Here is a 19524-nt window from a genome sequence, read left to right as displayed (position 1 = left end):
ATCACGGTTTTCCCCGCCCCGCCCGGGGCACTCTGACTCTCATACGCGTATGCGATTCACGGTTCATCCACGGGTCTCTGCGGCCAATGGATCAACCATGGTTCGCCCAATGGATCTTCCTCTCCCGACACGTCCCGTACAGCCGGACAGCTTTGCCGCAATCCGGGACACTCTGCGCATTCTGAGGTGTGCCCGGGGAAAGGACGCGATGCCATGTCGGAGGCTGCTCCCGCCTCGTCAGTTACACCCGGTACGCCTGATACACCCGGTTCTTCTGATACGCACCGCACCACCGCTGATCCGTACGGCACCACCGCACCGCTCTCCGCACCGCTCGTCGCACCGCCCGTACCGCACGCCTCGGCCGCGCTGCTCACCTCGCTGAGCCCGCTGCTGCACGACTGGCTGCCTCGCCAGCGCTGGTTCGCCGGCAAGGGCCGCCCCGTCGTGGGCTTCACCCTGGTCTCGGCGACCGAACTGCTGCCGCTGACCGGCTCCCCCGGGCTGCTCCATCTGCTCGTACGGGCCCAGCAGCCGACCGTCCCCGCACAGGGGGCCGCCGCGCCGCCGCCCGCCGACTGCTACCAGCTGCTCCTCGGGGTGCGCAGGTCGCTGCCCCCGACGCTGGCGTCCGCCCTGATCGGCCGGGTCGCGCAGGGGCCGCTCGCCGGTCACACGGTGTACGAGGCCCTGTCCGACCCGAGACTGGCGGGGCTGCTGCTGGAGCGGCTGCGGCTGCCCGGGACGATCGGCTCGCTGCGGTTCGACAAGGACCCCACGGCGGAGGTGGGCTCCGGGCTGACTCCCCGCGCGCTCGGCGCCGAGCAGTCCAACTCCTCGATCGTGTACGGCAATTCCCACATCCTGAAGGTCTTCCGGCGGGTCCACGCCGGGGCCAACCCGGACCTGGAGCTGCCGCTCGCCCTCGCCGGGGAGGGCAGCGCCCGGGTGCCCGCGCCGATCGCCTGGTTCGAGGGAGCGAACCCCGAGGACCCCTTCGAGCCCTTCACCCTCGGCCTGCTCCAGCCCTTCCTGCACGACGCCGAGGACGGCTGGCAGCTCGCCCTCAAGTCCCTCGCCGTGGGCCGGGACTTCACCGCCGAAGCGCACGCGCTGGGCCGGGCCACCGCCGAGGTCCACCTCGCGCTGGCGGCCTCCCTGCCGACGCTCACCCTCGGCCGCCCGCAGGCCGAGCTGCTCACCGCGCAGATGGCGGAGCGGCTGGAGGCGACCGTACAGGCGGTTCCGGCGCTCCTTCCGTACGCCGACGGACTGCGCCAGGCCTTCGACGCCGTACGGGAGCTGGGTGCGGCGGGGCCCGTCGTGACCGCCCAGCGGGTCCACGGCGACCTGCATCTGGGGCAGGTGCTGCGCACCGGGGACGGCGAGTGGACGGTGATCGACTTCGAGGGCGAGCCCGCGAAGCCCCTCACCGAGCGCCGCCGCCCGCAGCCGGTCGTCCGCGACGTCGCCGGAATGCTCCGCTCCTTCGATTACGCGGCCCGCTCGCACCAACCCTGGGACCCCGACTGGGCCACCCGCTGCCGCACCGCCTACCTGGACGGCTACACCGCCGCCTCCGGCATCGACCCGCGCCACCAGGCCGTACTGCTGCGGGCGTACGAGACGGACAAGGCCGTGTACGAGGTCCTGTACGAGGCCCGGCACCGGCCGGACTGGCTCCCGGTGCCGATGGCGGCCGTCCGACGACTCGCCCGGCCCTCCTGAACTCCCCATCCCTTTCCGCTTGTTGACCCCTACGAGGAGGACACCCCCGTGACCCCCCGTCCCACCCCCGCTTCCGGCACTTCCGGCGGGGACACCCCCCGGCCGCCCCGCCGCACCTCGTCCCCGGCCGAGGCCCCGGCCGCGCCCGCGCGCCTGCCCGCGCCCGGGTCGGAACCCGTGCCGGACCCGGTGACGGAGGCCGTCACGGAGTCCGCCGTACCGCCGGGCCCGCGCAAGCGGCCGACGGGCGGCACGGCGAAGAAGCCCGCCGCGGCGAAGTCGCGCAAGGCCCAGGAGGCTGCGGAAGCCCCGGCGAAGAAGCCGAAGGCCGCGAAGCCCGCCGGCAAGACCCCGAAGGGCACGGCCGGGCCGAAGGGTCCGAAGCCCGCCGCGTCCGGGGCCGTCCGCCCCGCCTTCCCGCTCCCCCAGGACGACCGCGGCCGCCTGCTGTCCGGCGCCCACCACGCCCCGCACGACCTGCTCGGCGCGCACCCCGTGCCCGGGGGTGTCGCCTTCCGGGTGCTGCGGCCGTACGCGCGGGCGGTCGCCGTCGTCGGCACCGGGCTGCACGTCCCGCTGCTCGACGAGGGCGACGGCCTGTTCTCCGGGGTGCTGCCGCTCCCCGAGGTCCCCGCATACCGGCTCCAGGTGACGTACGACGACAACGAGATCGAGGTCGACGACCCGTACCGTTTCCTCCCCTCGCTCGGCGACCTCGACCTGCACCTGATCGGCGAGGGCCGTCACGAGGAGCTGTGGAAGGCGCTCGGCGCGCAGCCCATGACCCACCAGGAGGTGACGGGCACCCGCTTCACCGTCTGGGCCCCCAACGCGCGCGGCGTCCGCGTCGTCGGCGACTTCAACTACTGGGACGGCACCGGGTATCCGATGCGTTCGCTCGGCGGGACGGGCATCTGGGAGCTGTTCCTGCCCGACGTCCGCGAGGGCGCGCTCTACAAGTTCCAGATCACCCGGCCCGACGGCTCCCACACCATGCGCGCCGACCCGATGGCCCGGCACGCGGAGGTGCCCCCGGCGAACGCCTCCGTGGTCACCACCTCGCGCCACGAGTGGCAGGACGCCGCCTGGATGGCATCGCGCGCCGCCCGCCCGGTGCACGAGGCCCCGCTGTCGGTGTACGAGGTGCACCTGCCGTCCTGGCGGCCGGGACTGACGTACCGCCAGCTCGCCGAACAACTCCCCATGTACGTCTCCGACTTGGGCTTCACGCACGTCGAGCTGATGCCGGTCGCCGAGCATCCCTTCGGCGGGTCCTGGGGCTACCAGGTGACCGGGTTCTACGCGCCGACGTCCCGGATGGGCACCCCCGACGACTTCCGTTTCCTCGTCGACGCCCTGCACCGGGCCGGGATCGGCGTGATCATGGACTGGGTGCCGGCGCACTTCCCGCGCGACGACTGGGCGCTCGCCGAGTTCGACGGCCGTCCGCTGTACGAGCACGAGGACCCGCTGAAGTCCGCGCACCCCGACTGGGGGACGCTGGAATTCGACTTCGGGCGCACGGAGGTCCGCAACTTCCTCGTCGCGAACGCCACGTACTGGTGCGAGGAGTTCCACATCGACGGCCTGCGGGTCGACGCGGTGGCCTCGATGCTCTACCTCGACTACTCGCGCGAGGAGGGCCAGTGGGTGCCCAACCAGCACGGGGGCCGGGAGAACCTCGACGCGGTCGCCTTCCTCCAGGAGATGAACGCCACCGTCTACCGCCGCAACCCCGGCGTCGTCACCATCGCCGAGGAGTCCACCGCCTGGGACGGCGTCACCCGCGCCACCCACCACATCGGCCCCGGCGGCTTCGGCGGCCTGGGCTTCGGCCTGAAGTGGAACATGGGCTGGATGCACGACTCGCTGGGCTACGTCGCCAAGGAGCCCGTGCACCGCAAGTACCACCACCACGAGATGACCTTCTCGATGGTCTACGCGTACAGCGAGAACTACGTCCTGCCCATCTCCCACGACGAGGTCGTGCACGGCAAGCGCTCGCTGGTGTCCAAGATGCCCGGCGACTGGTGGCAGCAACGCGCCACCCACCGGGCCTACCTGGGCTTCATGTGGTCCCACCCCGGCAAGCAACTCCTCTTCATGGGACAGGAGTTCGCGCAGGGCGCCGAGTGGTCGGAGGCGCACGGCCCGGACTGGTGGCTGCTCGATCCGTCGTACGGCGCGGAGGGCGACCACCGGGGCGTGCGCGACCTCGTCCGCGACCTGAACACCGCCTACAACGCCACCCCGGCCCTGTGGGAGCGCGACACCGTCCCCGAGGGCTTCGCCTGGGTGGCGGGCGACGCGGCCGAGGACAACGTGTTCGCGTTCCTGCGCTACGACGCCGCCGGGAACCCGCTCCTCGCGGTCTCCCACTTCTCCCCCGTCGTACGGCACGAGTACGCGATCGGCGTCCCCGACGACGTACCGGCGTGGACCGAGGTCCTGAACACGGACGCCACGGCATACGGCGGCAGCGGCATCCACAACCCCGAGCCGCTGAAGCCGGAGTCGCACCCGAGCCACGGCCGCCCGGCGAGCGTCAGGCTGACGCTGCCGCCGCTGGCGACCGTCTGGTTCAGGCCGGCGTGACCTCCCAGCCCCCGGTGTGGACCAGGCCCAGCGACTGAGTGGCCCGGGTCAGCGCCACGTACAGGTCGTTGAGGCCGCGCGGCGAGCCGGACCGGATGCGGTCCGGCTCCGCCACGACCACCGCGTCGAACTCCAGGCCCTTCGCCTGCTGCGGGGCGAGGAGGACGACGGGGGCGGTGAGGTCGGGGGTCGTGCCGTGGGACGCGCCGGGGATCGCCTCCGCGAGCGCCGGGAGCAGGTCGGCGGGGGCGACGACGGCGATCCGTCCCGCGCCGTCCACCGCTTCCACTGCTTCTGAGACGGTACGAGGCAGCTCGCCCGGCGTGCTCACGCGCACCCACGGCTCGACTCCCGTGGAGCGTACGGAACTCGGCGGCTCGAAGGTCGGGTCGGCGGCCTGCATCACGCGGGCCGCGAGGTCCATGATCTCGGCCGGGGTGCGGTAGTTGACGCCGAGCCGGGTGTGCTCGTAGCGGTCGCCGACGTACGGGTCGAGGATCTGCTTCCAGGAGTCGCAGCCCGCCGCGTCGCCGACCTGCGCCGGATCGCCCACCAGGGTCATGGAGCGGGTCGGGCAGCGGCGCATCAAGAGCCGCCAGGTCATCGCGGACAGCTCCTGCGCCTCGTCCACGATGATGTGCCCGAACGCCCAGGTCCGGTCGACGGCCGCGCGCGCGGCGGCGCTGCGGTGGTCGTCCTCCTCGTGCCGCTCGGCGAACCGTTCGGCGTCGATGAGGTCGTGCGCGCCCAGCACCTCGGAGTCCTCGTCGTCCAGGTCCTCGAACTCGTAGGTCCGCGAGCCGTACGACACGTCCAGCACGCCCTTCGCGTACGCGACGCGCTGCTCGTACTCGCGGGCGGCGGCGGCGCGGGCGGCGTGGTCGTCCTCGCCGAGGAGTTCGGCGGCCTCGTCCAGGAGGGCGATGTCGGCGGCGGTCCAGTCGGATCCCGGGGCGCGGCGGATCAACTCGGCTTCGGCGTCCGGGAGATGGGTCGGGTCCTCCAGGAAGTCGGTGAGCAGCTGCTGCGGGGTCAGCTCCGGCCAGAGGGCGTCGATCGCGGCGAGGACCGCCGGGTTGCCGGCGATCTCCTTGCCGAGCTGCTCCACGTCCTGCGCGGTGAGGACGTTGCCGTCGGGGATCTCCTCGCCCAGCTCCTCCGCGATGGCCTCGTAGGGCTCGCGGCCGATGCGGTCGGCGAGCTGCTCGGTGAGCGCGTCCAGGACGTACCGGCCGAAGTGGGCGCGGGCCAGGTTGTGCGGGAGCTTGGTGGCGCGGGCGTGGTGGCGGGCGTCCTCGGCGATGGCGCGCTCCAGGGAGAGCGTCCACTGCTCGTGGTCGACCTCCTCCACCGTGTCGGGCACGGTCTGGCGGTCCCGTACGACCTCGGCCAGGACGTCCGCCATCGCGGCGCTCCCCTTCACGGCCGCCGCCTCCGGGGTGTCCGTGCCGGTGGCGGTGACGCCGGGGAAGAGCTCGGCGGGGGTGGCGAGCAGGACGCCGGTCTCGCCGAGGGAGGGCAGGACGTCGCCGATGTAGGAGAGGAAGGCGGGGTTGGGGCCGACGATGAGGACCGCGCGCCGGGCGAGCTGCTCGCGGTGGGCGTAGAGGAGGTACGCGGCGCGGTGCAGGGCGACGGCGGTCTTGCCGGTGCCGGGGCCGCCCTCGACGACGAGGACGCCGCGGTGCGGGGCGCGGATGATGCGGTCCTGCTCGGCCTGGATGGTCTGCACGATGTCGGACATGCGGCCGGTGCGGGCGCCGTTGAGGGCGGCCAGCAGGACGGCGTCGCCGGTGGGGTCCTCGTACCCGGTGCGTGTCGTGTCGCCGAGGTCGAGGATCTCGTCGTGCAGGGCGGTGACGGTGCGGCCCTTGGTGGTCAGATGACGGCGGCGGCGCAGGCCCATCGGGGTGTGGCCGGTGGCGAGGTAGAAGGGACGGGCGACGGGGGCGCGCCAGTCGACCAGCAGGGGGCTGCGCTCGGCGTCGTCGCGGCGGATGCCCATGCGGCCGATGTGGTGGGTGGTGCCGGGCTCGCCCTCCGCCTCCGGCACGAAGTCGAGACGGCCGAAGCAGAGTCCGGAGTCGGCCGCGTTGAGCGCGGCGAGCGTGGCGGAGCGCTCGACGACGGCGACGTCGCGCTCCACGCGGGCCTGGCGGCCGTTTCCGGTCGGGGCGAAGGAGCCGCGCACGGCGTCTTCGGCCTCCGCGCGGAGTGCGTCGAGGCGGGCGTAGAGCCCCTCCACGAACTGCTGCTCCTGCCGCAGTTCACGGGTTGACAATTCCTCGGTTGACAAGGCTTCCCCCACTGGGTTATCGTGTCCATATCGAGCTTCTCCATGCCCTCTTGTAGATGCAGGCATGGAAACGCCCAATATACGCAGAGAAATACCCCGGCTGTCAATGCGCCGGGGTATTTCTTTTTGCCCGCCCGCTTCTTGCCCGCCCGCCTGCTTCCCGCGTGGGGCGACGGCGGTCAGTCGCCGGGCGGCAGGGCGGTGACGAAGCGCAGGGGCTCGTCCAGCTCGACGTACCGCAGGATCCTGAGCACGCGGCGCGAGGGGCAGTGCACCGCGAAGTCCCCTCCCCAGCGGGCCGTCTGGCCGCGCACCCGCAGCAGCAGCGAGAGGCCGCCGCAGTCCATGAAGGTGATGCGGGTCAGGTCCGCGACCACGAGCGGGGGGTGCCCGCGCAGGGCCCGGTCGACGAGGGGGCCGACCCGCAGCCCCGCATAGAGATCCAGCTCCCCGGAGAGCCCGAGGACGAGTGCGCTGCCGGCCCGGCGCACTTCCACGGCTTGTTCCACGACTGATTTGGGCATTTTCCGTCCCAGGTGCCTTGACGAACGATCGGTGGCGTCTGACGGACTCACCGGGGTCTGGGATGGCCTCGATGCAACGTACGCGGCCGAGTCCCACGCAGAATCGGTTGTCCATCCAAATCCGACTCGTACGAGTGGAAATTACGCAAATTCCTTGACGTGGCCGGGAGTTGGGCTGATCTGCTTCACCCCCGAGGGAGCTGGAGCCGCCCCTCGATCACGTCGCGGGCGACCTCGCGCAGCTTGCGCCGGCGGGACCGGGCGTAGGCCCGCATCGGCTGGAAGGCGGCGTCCGGGGTCACGCCCCACTGGGCGGCGAGCATTCCCTTGGCCTGCTCGATGGCGATCCGGCTGGTCAGCGCGGACCGCAACTGGTCGGCGGAGCGGGCCAGATGGGACAGGTTGCGGGACTGGACCAGGGACAGCACGGCGATGTCCGCCAGCCGCTGGGCCATGTCCAGTTCCTCGCTGCCGGGCACCGCACCGCGGCCGTACGCCTGCCAGGTGCCGAGCCAGGCGTCCCGGTGCCGCAGCGGGAGGACGGCGGTGCGGTCGATGCCGTACGCCAGCGCGCGGGCGCAGAACTCCGGCCAGCGGTCGGCGTGGGCCCGCAGATCGACGTCGGGCAGCGGCCGGCCCAGGCGGTAGCCCTCCACGCAGGGGCCGTTCTGACGCTGGGAGGCGATCAGCTCCAGGAGTTCGGCGTTCTCGTCGGAGGCGGCGGCGACCCGCAGTGCGCCGCCCTCCTCGGCGAGCATGGTGCCCACCGCCGGGACGTCGAGCAGTTCGACGGCCCGGAGGCAGAACTCCCGCAGGAACACCGTGACTTCGGGCTCCGGCCCCGGGTGGGGCTGCATCAGCTCGGCCAGTCGGACGGACGCTTCCAGCCAGCGGCTTTCCCGGTTCATGTCCTTCACCTCGCGGACTACGCGGCGAGGCGCGGACGGGGTGGCCGCGCCTCGGAGGAGCGCCTACCCGGGTGGCGGCGCTCCATGGCAGGCTTCCCGGGCCGTCAGGCGTGCGCGTCCGCGAGTTCGCGCCCGGATGCGCCCCCGTCCGCCTGGTCCTGCGTCTGCTTCTGCTGCGCGCCGGGCTTGCGGCGCGGCAGCAGGAGGGCGACGAGCACGGTGCCCGCGCCGAGTACGGCGGCGCCGACCAGGCTGGTGTGGGCGACCGCGTCGGAGAAGGCGGAGCCGACGGCGTGCGCCATGTCCTGCGCACCCCGGGCGAGTGCTTCGGCCTGGCCCTTGAGCTGGGCGGCCTGCTCGGGGCTGCCGGCGTGTGCGGCCTGTCCGGCCAGCTCCTTGGCCTTCTCGCCGATGCCCTGGGCGACGGCGTACCCGGCGCCGACCGAGTCCTGGGCGGTGTCCAGTGCGGCGGCGGGCAGCTTCGTACCGCTGACTGCATCGGCGAGGTGCGAGGAGTACGACCCGGCGAGGACCGAACCGAGGACGGCGATGCCCAGGGAGCCGCCCAGCTCCAGCGAGGTGTCGTTGACCGCGCCGCCGACGCCGAGTTCCGACTCGGGGAAGGCGCCCATGATGGCGTCGGTGCAGGGCGAGAGGGCGAGCCCGATGGCGAGGCCGAGCATGACCAGGGGCAGGACGAGGTCTCCGTACGAGGAGGCGGCGTCGACCCGGGTGAGCAGGGCCAGCGCGACGGTGCCGCCGACCATGCCCGCCGTGACGGTGACCTTCATGCCCAGGCGCGGGGTGAGGAACCCGGTGAGCGCGGACCCGACGAAGACGGCACCGGCCAGCGGCAGCATCCGTACGCCGGTCTCCAGCGCGTTGAACCCGAGCACGAACTGGAGGTGCTGGGTGAGGAAGTAGAAAGCGCCGAAGACGGCGAGGAAGAAGAGCGCGACGGCGAGGTTGGACCCGGCGAAGGCGCGGTCGAGGAAGCGGCGGACGTCGAGGACGGGGCGCGGGTGGCGCAGCTCCCAGAGCACGAAGGCGACGAGCCCGGCACCGGCGACGACTGCCGCGCCGATGGCCTTGCCGTCCCAGCCGAAGTGCGGGCCCTCGATGATCGCGAAGATGAGCGCGGCGATCCAGACGACGGACAGCAGCCCGCCGACGTAGTCGATACGGCCGTGCTCGCTCGCCTTGGACGGCGGTACGAGGGTGAACGCGCCGATGATCGCGAGGGCGGCGACGGGCACGTTGATGAGGAACGTCGATGCCCAGCCGTGCTGTTCGAGGAGCGCACCGGCGACGAGGGGGCCTGCGGCGATGGCGAGCCCGGCGGTGGCGGTCCAGATCACGATCGCCTTGGCGCGTTCGGCGCGCGGGAAGGCCGCGGCGAGGAGGGAGAGGGTCGCGGGCATGATCATCGCCGCGCCGACGCCCATGACGGCGCGGGCGGCGATCACGCCGTTGGCGCTGTCGACGAGGGAGCCGGCGACGGCTCCGCCGCCGAAGACGAGGAGGCCGAGGACGAGGGCCCCCCGGCGGCTGTACTTGTCGCCGATGGCGCCGAGCAGCAGCATCAGCGCGGCGTACGGGACGGTGTAGCCGTCGACGACCCACTGGAGGTCGGCGCTGCCCAGACCGAGGTCCTTGGTCATGTCGGGGGCGGCGACGGTGAGGGCCGTATTGGCCATCACGATGATCAGCAGGCTGAGACAGAGGACGAGGAGGGCCCACCAGCGCTTGGGGTAGGGCTTGTCCATTGCGTCGACCGGCTGGTTCGCGACCAGGGGCACGGGGTCACCTCACTGCACGTCATTGATTGCACACGGCTGTGCAATTACACATCGGTGTGCAAGTTACGTCAATGCACAGCCGTGTGCAAAATGGGGGGTATGACCACGGGTAGCTCAGGCAGTTCCTCCTCCAGCAGGGCCGATACGAACCGGCGACGGATCATGGACGTGGCGCTGGCGGAGCTGCTGCACGATCCGGACGCGAGCATGGATCAGATCGCGCGGGCGGCGGGGGTCGTGCGGCGCACGGTGTACGGCCACTTCCCCAACCGGGAGGCGCTGATCGCCGCGCTCGTCGACGGGGCGACGGAAGCGGTCATCGAGGCCCATGCGGCGGGGCGGGCCGGGGTGGACGACCCGGCGGAGGCGCTCGCACGGTCGATGCTCGCGGTGTGGGACATCGCGGACCGCTACCGGCTGCTGGTGGCGCTGGCGCAGCGGAGCGTGACGATGGAGGGCATCAAGCAGCGGCTGACGCCGGTCCGGGAGGACTGTGTGGCGCTGCTGCGCAGGGGCCAGGAGTCGGGGGTCTTCCGGTCGCCGGTGCCGGCGGGGGCGCTGGCGTACGTGCACGAGCAGACGCTGTTCGGGCTGATGGAGGCGGTGAACTCGGGCGCCCTGGACGCTGCGGATGCCGGGCGGGCGGCGGCGCGGACGGCGCTGTTGTCGGCGGGGGTGGGGGTGGAGGAGGCGGAGGGTTTGCTGGCGCGGGTGGGGTCGTAGGGGGCAGTCGGGTCGGCACCCGGTGCGGGGCGCTGGGGCGCGGGGCGGAACGGTCGGGATCGGCACCCGGTACCGGGCGCTGGGGCGCGGGGCGGAACGGTCGGGATCGGCACCCGGTACCGGGCGCTGGGGCGCGGGGCGGAACGGTCGGGATCGGCACCCGGTACCGGGCGCTGAGGCGCGGGGCGGAACGGTCGGGATCGGCACCCGGTACCGGGGCGGATTCGCCCCAGCCCCGCCCCTTCACCTAGACCCTGCGGGGCGGTTGGTGGGGTGCTGTTCCTGATGGGGCTACGCCCCTTGCCCCCTGCACGGGCTGCGCCCGCGCGTCCTCAAACGCCGGACGGGCTGAATGATGCCGCGCGGCGAGCGCTTTAGGTGAAGGGGCGGGGCTGGGGCGAAAACGCCCCGTCACCGGCTGCCGACCCGAACAGGACCCCGGCGCCACGGGCATCACCGAACGGCCTCGCCCCCGGCAGCAAGCCCTACTTGGCCAAGGAAGGCCCCGTGGCGGAGGGCTCGCCCTCCGGAGCCACCCCGTGACCGTCGTCCAACAGCGTCCGCTCGTCAAAAGGAGCCCGCCCCGACAGCACCCGCTCGACCCGGTCCCGGTCGATCTCCCTCGTCCACGTCCCCACCAGCACCGTCGCCACCGCATTCCCCGCGAAGTTCGTCAAAGCACGAGCCTCGCTCATGAACCGGTCGATCCCCACGATCAGCCCGACCCCGTCGACCAGTTCGGGCCGGTGCGACTGGAGCCCGCCCGCCAGCGTCGCCAGGCCCGCGCCCGTCACCCCCGCCGCCCCCTTCGAAGCGATGATCATGAACCCGAGCAGGGCGATCTGTTCGCCGATGTTCAGCGGGTCGCCCAGCGCGTTGGCGATGAAGAGCGAGGCCATCGTCAGGTAGATGGCGGTGCCGTCGAGGTTGAAGGAGTACCCCGTCGGGACTGTGATGCCGACGACCGGTTTGCTGACCCCCAGGTGCTCCATCTTCGCGATGAGCCTCGGCAGCGCCGTCTCCGACGACGACGTCGACAGGATCAGCAGGAACTCCCGCCCCAGGTACCGCAGCAGCCGGAAGATGTTCATCCCCGTGAAGATCTTCAGGATCGCGCCGAGCACGACGAACACGAAGAGCACGCACGTGATGTAGAAGGCGATCATGATCGTCGCGAGCGCGGTGAGCGCCTTGCCCCCGGTCTCGCCGACCACCGCCGCGATGGCGCCGAAGGCCCCGACCGGAGCCGCCCACATCACCATCGCGAGGATGCGGAACACGAGCCGCTGGATGTGCCCGATCCCGCGCAGCACCGGCTCACCGGCCCGGCCCATCGACTGGAGCGCGAAGCCCACCAGCAGGGCGATGAAAAGAGTCTGGAGCACCGACCCCTCGGTGAAGGCGGACACCAGCGTCTTCGGGATGATGCCGAGCAGGAAGTCCGACGTCCCCTCGCTCGCCCCCTTGGCCTGCTTCGCGCCCTCGCCCTTGTGCGCGTCCAGGTCCAGGTCCGTACCCGGGTGGATCAGGTTGCCGACGAGCAGGCCGATGGCGAGGGCGACGGTCGACATGACCATGAAGTAGCCGAGGGCGAGCCCGCCCACCGCACCGACCTTGGCGGCCTTGCGGACGGAACCGATGCCCAGCACGATCGTGCAGAAGATGATCGGCGAGATCAGCATCTTGATCAGGTTCACGAACCCGGTGCCGATCGGCTTCAGGTCCTTGGCCACCCCGGGCGCCAGGAAGCCGACGGCGATGCCGAGCAGCACCGCGAGGATCACCGCCAGGTACAGGAAGTGCGACCGGTCCCGCTTCTTCGGCGCGGGCGCCTGCCCGGCCTCCGTCTCCGCCACGGCCACAGGGCCCTCCTCGTCTCACCGGCTTCGCCCACGTGGGGGTGGGTCCCGCGACTATGCATCACCCCGCGCGCCAACACACCCTTACGGTCGTAGAGTTCACAGATCGGCTCGTTCGTACACCCCGCACCGGGCCTCGTACACCCTGGACGTTCCTACGAGCCGTGACGTTGGCCGAACGCACCGTAGCCAACTCCCGCATCTCCTCCTTACCGTGTGCGCGTGCAGCACACCCCGCCGTCAGACGGCACGCCCGCCGAAGCCCCGCCGTTCGACGCAGCCGCCGCGCGGCGGCTGCGGGAGGCGCTCGGGATGCTGCCCGGGCATGTCGCGTACGGGCTGCGGGCGCAGTACGGGCTGGACGTGGGGCCGGATCTGGTCGGCGCCTGGGAGCGGGGGCTGCGGACGCCCGACAGTCGGGAAGTGACCGCGCTGGCCGGGGTGTTGTGGTGTGATCCGGCTGAACTGCTGTATGCCGCACGTACCTTGCGCGAGCACCGGACCGTGCGTGGGGTGGCCGTCGCGGACCTGGCGCGCAGGGTCGGGCTGGGCGTGGATGCGTATCGGAAGATGGAGGAGAGCGGGCTGTGGCGCGGCACCGAGCGGCAGTCCGCCGCGCTGATCGCCGTGCTCGGGCTCTCCCCCGCCCAGTTCATGACGGCCGCCGGGCGGGACGGGGAGCTGGCCGAGATGCTGCGCAGTGCCGTCAGCACGCGGTGGCAGGCGTACGTGAAGCCGCTGGCCAAACTGGTGCCGGTGGACCGTGCCACGATCGAGGACGCCCTGCCGCGGCTGCACGCCGACTACCAGTCCCGCATGGTCGCGACCCTGGGCTGGGGCGGTGGCGTGGGGGATGCCGGCGACGGCGCTGCGGGGCGGGAGTTCCTGGAGGGGATCGTGGGGCACTTCTGGGAGAGGGTGCGGAAGGTCTGACGGCGAGGGCCTAGGCCGGGTCGAAGCGGAAGAGCTGGCCCGCCGCGTCCTCGGTGCACGGGCGTTGTTCCAGCGCGGTCCACGGTTCGCGGGAGGCCCCGGGCACGGTGATGCACATCGTGGTGTGCATCACCCGCATCCGGTAGCCCCGGACCGGCTGGCCCACCGGTTCGAAGCGGAACGTTTCCGCGCCCGGGATGCGGTTCTCGCAGGAGTCGTCCTCCAGCCAGGCGCCGACCTTCTTCCAGGCCCAGTGCACGCCCATGCACCCGTCCTCGTACTCCGGGTGCCAGGAGGCGACCCGCCAGTCCAGTTCGCCCGTCCTGACCAGGGAGTACTGCGGGATTGCGGCCTCGCAGGGGCGTTGGTAGACCTTGCCTTCCTTGGTCTCCGGGCGCTCCCCCAGGCACAGTCCGGAGTGCGCGGCGCGCAGGGTGCGCTCGCCGGGTGACGGCGCGGCGGGCACTCCGCCGGGGGCCTCGGCGCCGTCCGGGGTCTGCACCACCCAGGCGACCGTCGCCCCGACCACCGCGAGGGCGAGGGCGAGCACCAGGACCTTGGCCCTGGAAATCCGTCGCGGAGTGGTGGCTTCCGGCCCGGTGGGGGATGGCTGAACGGCCGGGTGCGGCAGGGCCGTCCGGGGTGTGGCGGGCAGGGTCACAGGGCCCGGACCGGCCGCCGGAGAGGGAGGCGGAGTCTCCAGTTCCGGCAAAGTTTCCGGCTCCGGAAGCCCGGATTCCACCCCGCCTTCACCGGATTCCGCCCCGCGCTCCCCGGATTCCGCCCCGCCCTCCCCCGCTTCTGCCGCACGTCTCCCCCGTACCGCCAGTTCCTTCCGTACCGAGAGCCACTCCTCCACCGACGCGGGACCGCACCCGCAGGCGCGGGTGTAGGCCGCCACCAGCTCCTCGCGGGGGACGGTCGTGCGGGACAGCATGTTGGCGACCGTGGAGCGGGGCAGGACGTCGCCGCCGGCCTCGGCGCGGGCGGTGAGTTCGCGGTAGGTGAGGCCCGACCACTCCTTCAGCGCGTGCAGCAGCGAGACGAACTCGGCGGGGGTGAGCGCACCGCGCGGATCGGGTTGCAGCATCGGGAAGTCTCCTGTCCCCTCGCCTGACCTGCGTCCGGAGGGCCGTGGAAAGGGAGTTGGGACATGTCCCGGACAGGCTGAAGCCTTGTTGATCCGCCCGCGCAACTCAAGAGTGGGAAGCGCCAACTGCGGGGGAACGCGAAACGGCCCCGGTCGTCCACAGGGGAGACGACGGGGGCCGTTTCGCGCAGTTGGCGGCTCGCGGGTTCCAGCGGGTGCTAGAAGACCGACTCGGCCTCGTACATGCGGCCCTCGGGGACGGTCTTCAGCTCGGACACGCCCTCTGCCAGCGGAACCATCTCGATGCTGGTGCCGCGCAGCGCGGTCATCTTGCCGAACTGCCCGGCGTGCGCCGCCTCCACCGCGTGCCAGCCGAAGCGGGTCGCGAGGACGCGGTCGTACGCGGTGGGCGTGCCGCCGCGCTGGACGTGGCCGAGAATGACCGGTCGCGCCTCCTTGCCGAGCCGGGCCTCCAGCTCGACGGCGAGGCGGGTGCCGATGCCGGTGAAGCGCTCGTGGCCGAACTGGTCGATGATGCCCTTCTCGTACGGCATGGTGCCCTCGGCGGGACGGGCGCCCTCGGCGACGCAGACGACGGCGAACTTCTTGCCGCGCGCGAAGCGCTCCTCGACCATCTTGACGAGCGAGTCGATCTCGAAGGGGCGCTCGGGCAGGCAGATGCCGTGGGCGCCGCCGGCCATGCCGGACTCCAGGGCGATCCAGCCCGCGTGGCGGCCCATGACCTCGACGACCATGACGCGCTGGTGCGACTCGGCGGTGGTCTTCAGACGGTCTATGGCCTCGGTCGCCACGCCGACGGCGGTGTCGAAGCCGAAGGTGCGGTCGGTGCCGTTGATGTCGTTGTCGATGGTCTTCGGCACGCCGACGACGGGCATTCCGGCGTCGGAGAGCATCCGGGCGGCGGTCAGGGTGCCCTCGCCGCCGATCGGGATGAGGACGTCGATGCCGTACTTGGCGGTCAGTTCCGCGCAGTTCTCGGCGGCCTCGCGCAGCCGGTCGCGCTCCAGGCGGGCCGAGCCGAGGATGGTGCCGCCGCGGGCCAGGATGCCGCTCACGGCGTTGAGGTCCAGGGGGCGGTAGTGACCGTCGAGGAGGCCCTTGAAGCCGTCCTCGAACCCGATGACCTCGTCGTTGTGACCGGCTACGGCACGGTGCACGACCGACCGGATCACTGCGTTCAGCCCGGGACAGTCGCCGCCTGCGGTGAGAACTCCGATACGCATCGTGCTGTGTCTCCTGCTCTTGGTGGTACTTGTGAGCCAGGTTCCGATTGTTCCACGGCCGGAACAGGCCGCGCGCTTTCGGATACTCCGGTACAAGCGGGACTCAGGGGCCTTCGTCCCTCGATCGCGGGTACTTCTTCCGGCGGGCGCCGTATCCAGCCCCAAAGGTATTGTCAAGGGTGCAAGGCCACCCTAACCGCACAAAATAGGCAAAGTTACCTACCACGCCTACCGACGACACGAGACGGAGAGCACGCGTGACGCGCAGCGTGTACGTGACCGGCATCGACCGGGGGGACGGCCGCCAGGTCGTCGAGCTGGGAGTCATGGAACTCCTGACCCGCCAGGTGGACCGGGTGGGCGTCTTCCGCCCGCTGGTGCACGACGGCCCGGACCGCCTCTTCGACCTGCTCCGCACCCGCTACCGGCTGTCCCAGGACCCGGCGACGGTGTACGGCATGGACTACCACGAGGCGTCCGCGCTGCAGGCCGAGAAGGGCACCGACGAGCTGGTCTCCCAGCTGGTGGACCGCTTCCACAAGGCGGCGCGCGGGTACGAGGTCGTCCTCGTCCTCGGTACGGACTTCGCCGACACCCAGCTCCCCGACGAGCTGGCGCTGAACGCGCGGCTGGCGAACGAGTTCGGGGCCTCGGTCATACCCGTGGTCGGTGGCCGCAAGCAGACCGCCGAGTCGGTGCGCGCCGAGACCCGCAACGCCTACCGCGCCTACGACGGCCTGGGCTGCGAAGTCCTGGCGATGGTCGTCAACCGGGTGGTCCCCGCGGACCGCGCCGAGATCGCCGAGCGGCTGACCAGCCGTCTGCCGGTCCCCGCGTACGTCCTGCCCGACGAGCCCGCGCTGGCCGCGCCGACGGTCGCGCAGATCACCCAGGCACTGGGCGGAACGGTTCTCCTCGGCGACGACGCGGGCCTCGCCCGCGACGCCCTGGACTTCGTCTTCGGCGGCGCGATGCTGCCGAACTTCCTGAACGCGCTGACCCCCGGCTGCCTGGTGGTGGCCCCCGGCGACCGCTCCGACCTGGTCGTCGGCTCGCTGGCCGCGCACAGTGCCGGTACGCCGCCGATCGCGGGCGTGCTGCTGACGCTGGGCGAGCGGCCCGGCCCGGAGGTCCTCACGCTGGCCTCGCGGCTCGCGCCCGGCACCCCGGTGATCTCGGTGGACGGCGGGTCCTTCCCGACCGCCGGCGAGCTGTTCGCGCTGGAGGGCAAGCTGAACGCGGCCACCCCGCGCAAGGCGGAGACCGCCCTCGGCCTCTTCGAGCGGCACGTCGACACCGCCGACCTGCTGGCCCGGATCTCGGTGGCCCGCAGCGGCCGGGTCACCCCGATGATGTTCGAGCACGAACTCCTGGAGCAGGCCCGCGCCGACCGCCGCCGCGTCGTCCTCCCCGAGGGCACCGAGGAGCGCGTGCTGCGCGCCGCCGACGTCCTGCTGCGCCGCGACGTCTGCGACCTGACCCTCCTCGGCGACGTGGACGTCATCCGCAAGAAGGCCGCCGACCTGGGCATCGACCTCGCCGCCACCCAGCTCATCGACCCCGCCACCTCGGAGCTGCGCCAGCGCTTCGCCGAGCGGTACGCGGAGATGCGCGCCCACAAGGGCGCCACCGTGGAGCTGGCGTACGACGTGGTCGCCGACGTGAACTACTTCGGCACCCTGATGGTCCAGGAGGGCCTGGCCGACGGCATGGTGTCCGGCTCGGTGCACTCCACCGCCGCCACCATCCGCCCGGCCTTCGAGATCATCAAGACCAAGCCGGACGCGAAGATCGTCTCCTCGGTCTTCTTCATGTGCCTCGCCGACAAGGTCCTGGTGTACGGGGACTGCGCCGTGAACCCGGACCCGAACGCGGTCCAGCTCGCCGACATCGCGATCCAGTCGGCCGGGACCGCCGCCCAGTTCGGCGTCGAGCCGCGCATGGCGATGCTGTCGTACTCCACCGGCACCTCGGGGGCGGGCGCGGACGTCGACAAGGTCCGCGAGGCGACCGAGCTGGTGCGCTCCTCGCGGCCGGACCTGCTCGTCGAGGGGCCGATCCAGTACGACGCGGCCGTCGAGCCCTCGGTGGCCGCCACCAAGCTCCCGGACTCCGAAGTCGCGGGCCAGGCCAGCGTGTTGATCTTCCCGGACCTCAACACCGGCAACAACACCTACAAGGCGGTCCAGCGCTCGGCGGGCGCCGTGGCGGTCGGCCCGGTCCTCCAGGGCCTCCGCAAGCCGGTCAACGACCTCTCGCGGGGCGCCCTGGTCCAGGACATCGTCAACACGGTCGCCATCACGGCAATCCAGGCCCAGGGAGACCCCTCATGACCCCCTCATGACCCCACTCCCGTAGCCGCCTTGGGCGGCGGGGCCGCCCCCCGGGGGCGGAACGGGCGGGCAAGGGGGCGGCCCGCCCGATCCGGGCCCGCCCCGGCTCCCCCCCCCCGCCCCGGCACCGGCCGCACCCCGGACACCGCCAAGCCGCCCCGTACCGCCGAACCCGCCCCCGTACCCGTACAAGAAGGCACCCCCCGTGACCCCCACCCGCATCCTGGTCCTCAACTCCGGCTCCTCCTCCGTCAAGTACCAGCTCCTCGACATGCGCGACCGCACCCGCCTCGCCGTCGGCCTCGTCGAGAAGATCGGCGAGGACACCTCGGCCCTCGCCCACACCCCCCTCCTCGGCGAGAACGCGGGCAGGAAGCGCGTGCAGGAGACCCGGTTCGCCGACCACGCCGAAGCACTGAAGGCCGTCGCCGAGGAGCTGACGGCCGACGGCATCGGCCTGGACTCCCCGGAGCTGGCCGCGATCGGCCACCGCGTCGTGCACGGCGGCCTGAAGTTCTCCGCGCCGACCGTCATCACGGACGAGGTCATGGCGGAGATCGAGCGACTCGTGCCCGTCGCCCCGCTGCACAACCCGGCGAACATCACCGGCATCAAGACGGCCCAGGCGCTGCGCCCCGACCTCCCCCAGGTCGCCGTCTTCGACACCGCCTTCCACACGACGATGCCGGAGTACGCGGCCCGCTACGCGATCGACGTCGAGACCGCCGACGCGCACCGCATCCGCCGCTACGGCTTCCACGGCACCTCGCACGCGTACGTCTCCCGCAAGACGGCGGAACTCCTCGGCAAGACCCCGGAGGAGGTCAACGTCATCGTCCTGCACCTCGGCAACGGGGCCTCCGCCTCCGCCGTCGCGGGCGGCCGCTGCGTCGACACCTCGATGGGGCTCACCCCGCTCGAAGGCCTCGTGATGGGCACCCGTTCCGGCGACCTCGACCCGGCGGTGATCTTCCACCTGGAACGGGTGGCCGGAATGTCGACCGACGAAATCGACACGCTCCTCAACAAGAAGAGCGGGCTCGTCGGACTCTGCGGCGACAACGACATGCGGGAAATCCGCCGTCGTATCGACGCGGGCGACAAGCAGGCCGCACTCGCCTTCGAGATCTACATCCACCGGCTGAAGAAGTACATCGGTGCCTACTCCGCGGTGCTCGGCAAGGTGGACGCGGTGGCCTTCACCGCCGGCGTCGGCGAGAACGCCGCTCCGGTGCGCGAGGCGGCCGTGGCGGGCCTGGAGGAGCTGGGTCTGGCCGTGGACGCGGACCTCAATTCCGTACGTTCCGACGAACCGCGGCTGATTTCGCCGGAATACGCCCGGGTCGCTGTCGCCGTTGTACCGACCGACGAAGAACTGGAAATCGCGACCCAGGTCTACGACCTGGTCAGCAAGTAATCCCGAGCTGTCCGGACAGCCCGTCTGAGCGCACCCGCGCCCATTTGTACATTCCACCAGACGGAATATTCCGCA

General features: G+C 71.8%; 13 protein-coding genes. 6 read left to right on the top strand and 7 right to left on the bottom strand.

The features are described from left to right. Positions 1-213: 213 nt before the first annotated feature. Together IE269_RS32140 and glgB are read left to right on the top strand one after the other, a co-directional pair. Positions 214-1728 (top strand): maltokinase N-terminal cap-like domain-containing protein, encoded by a 1515-nt coding sequence (locus IE269_RS32140; RefSeq protein ID WP_189826762.1) that lies wholly within the window; start codon positions 214-216, stop codon positions 1726-1728. 48 nt (positions 1729-1776) lie between these two features. After that, positions 1777-4323 carry a 1,4-alpha-glucan branching enzyme gene (glgB, locus tag IE269_RS32135; RefSeq protein ID WP_229898381.1) on the top strand — a complete coding sequence of 849 codons (2547 nt, stop codon included), beginning with the start codon at positions 1777-1779 and terminating at the stop codon, positions 4321-4323. Here the strand turns inward: glgB and IE269_RS32130 are convergent. The 4 genes from IE269_RS32130 to IE269_RS32115 all read right to left on the bottom strand — a co-directional run bounded on the left by IE269_RS32130 (position 4310) and on the right by IE269_RS32115 (position 9817). Then, positions 4310-6589, bottom strand: coding sequence for a HelD family protein (locus IE269_RS32130; RefSeq protein ID WP_229898393.1), 2280 nt, complete (start codon positions 6587-6589; stop codon positions 4310-4312). The genes glgB and IE269_RS32130 overlap by 14 nt on opposite strands. Positions 6590-6798: 209 nt before the next feature. Next, complete coding sequence (locus IE269_RS32125) at positions 6799-7143, bottom strand: STAS domain-containing protein (RefSeq protein ID WP_189826760.1); 345 nt, start codon at positions 7141-7143, stop codon at positions 6799-6801. Positions 7144-7328: 185 nt separating this feature from the next. Then, entirely contained in the window at positions 7329-8051 is a 723-nt protein-coding gene (locus IE269_RS32120) for a GAF and ANTAR domain-containing protein (protein ID WP_189826759.1), read from the bottom strand. 104 nt (positions 8052-8155) lie between these two features. Then, complete coding sequence (locus tag IE269_RS32115) at positions 8156-9817, bottom strand: MFS transporter (protein ID WP_438817649.1); 1662 nt, start codon at positions 9815-9817, stop codon at positions 8156-8158. Between the two features lie 123 nt (positions 9818-9940). Between IE269_RS32115 and IE269_RS32110 the strand changes: the two genes are divergently transcribed. Further along, positions 9941-10573 carry a TetR/AcrR family transcriptional regulator gene (locus IE269_RS32110; protein ID WP_189826757.1) on the top strand — a complete coding sequence of 211 codons (633 nt, stop codon included), beginning with the start codon at positions 9941-9943 and terminating at the stop codon, positions 10571-10573. Positions 10574-11058: 485 nt separating this feature from the next. On the opposite strand, the gene IE269_RS32105 is transcribed toward IE269_RS32110, so the two are convergent. Further along, entirely contained in the window at positions 11059-12429 is a 1371-nt protein-coding gene (locus IE269_RS32105; RefSeq protein WP_189826756.1) for a cation:dicarboxylate symporter family transporter, read from the bottom strand. 315 nt (positions 12430-12744) lie between these two features. On the opposite strand from IE269_RS32105, the gene IE269_RS32100 reads away from it, so the two are divergent. Then, positions 12745-13365, top strand: coding sequence for a helix-turn-helix domain-containing protein (locus tag IE269_RS32100; protein ID WP_229898394.1), 621 nt, complete (start codon positions 12745-12747; stop codon positions 13363-13365). A gap of 10 nt (positions 13366-13375) precedes the next feature. On the opposite strand, the gene IE269_RS32095 is transcribed toward IE269_RS32100, so the two are convergent. Further along, entirely contained in the window at positions 13376-14455 is a 1080-nt protein-coding gene (locus IE269_RS32095; RefSeq protein WP_189826754.1) for an RICIN domain-containing protein, read from the bottom strand. A 218-nt stretch (positions 14456-14673) separates the two neighbouring features. Beyond that, positions 14674-15699 (bottom strand): ATP-dependent 6-phosphofructokinase, encoded by a 1026-nt coding sequence (locus tag IE269_RS32090; RefSeq protein WP_189826753.1) that lies wholly within the window; start codon positions 15697-15699, stop codon positions 14674-14676. 257 nt (positions 15700-15956) lie between these two features. Here IE269_RS32090 and pta point away from each other — a divergent pair, with 257 nt between their 5' ends. Together pta and IE269_RS32080 are read left to right on the top strand one after the other, a co-directional pair. Continuing rightward, positions 15957-18032 (top strand): phosphate acetyltransferase, encoded by a 2076-nt coding sequence (gene pta / locus IE269_RS32085; protein ID WP_189826752.1) that lies wholly within the window; start codon positions 15957-15959, stop codon positions 18030-18032. A gap of 205 nt (positions 18033-18237) precedes the next feature. Then, complete coding sequence (locus IE269_RS32080) at positions 18238-19449, top strand: acetate kinase (RefSeq protein WP_189826751.1); 1212 nt, start codon at positions 18238-18240, stop codon at positions 19447-19449. The last annotated feature ends 75 nt before the right edge of the window (positions 19450-19524 follow it).

It is taken from the genome of Streptomyces spiroverticillatus (assembly GCA_014650415.1).
Taxonomy (GTDB): Bacteria; Actinomycetota; Actinomycetes; order Streptomycetales; family Streptomycetaceae; genus Streptomyces; species Streptomyces spiroverticillatus.
This window is presented reverse-complemented; position numbering and strand designations above follow the sequence as displayed.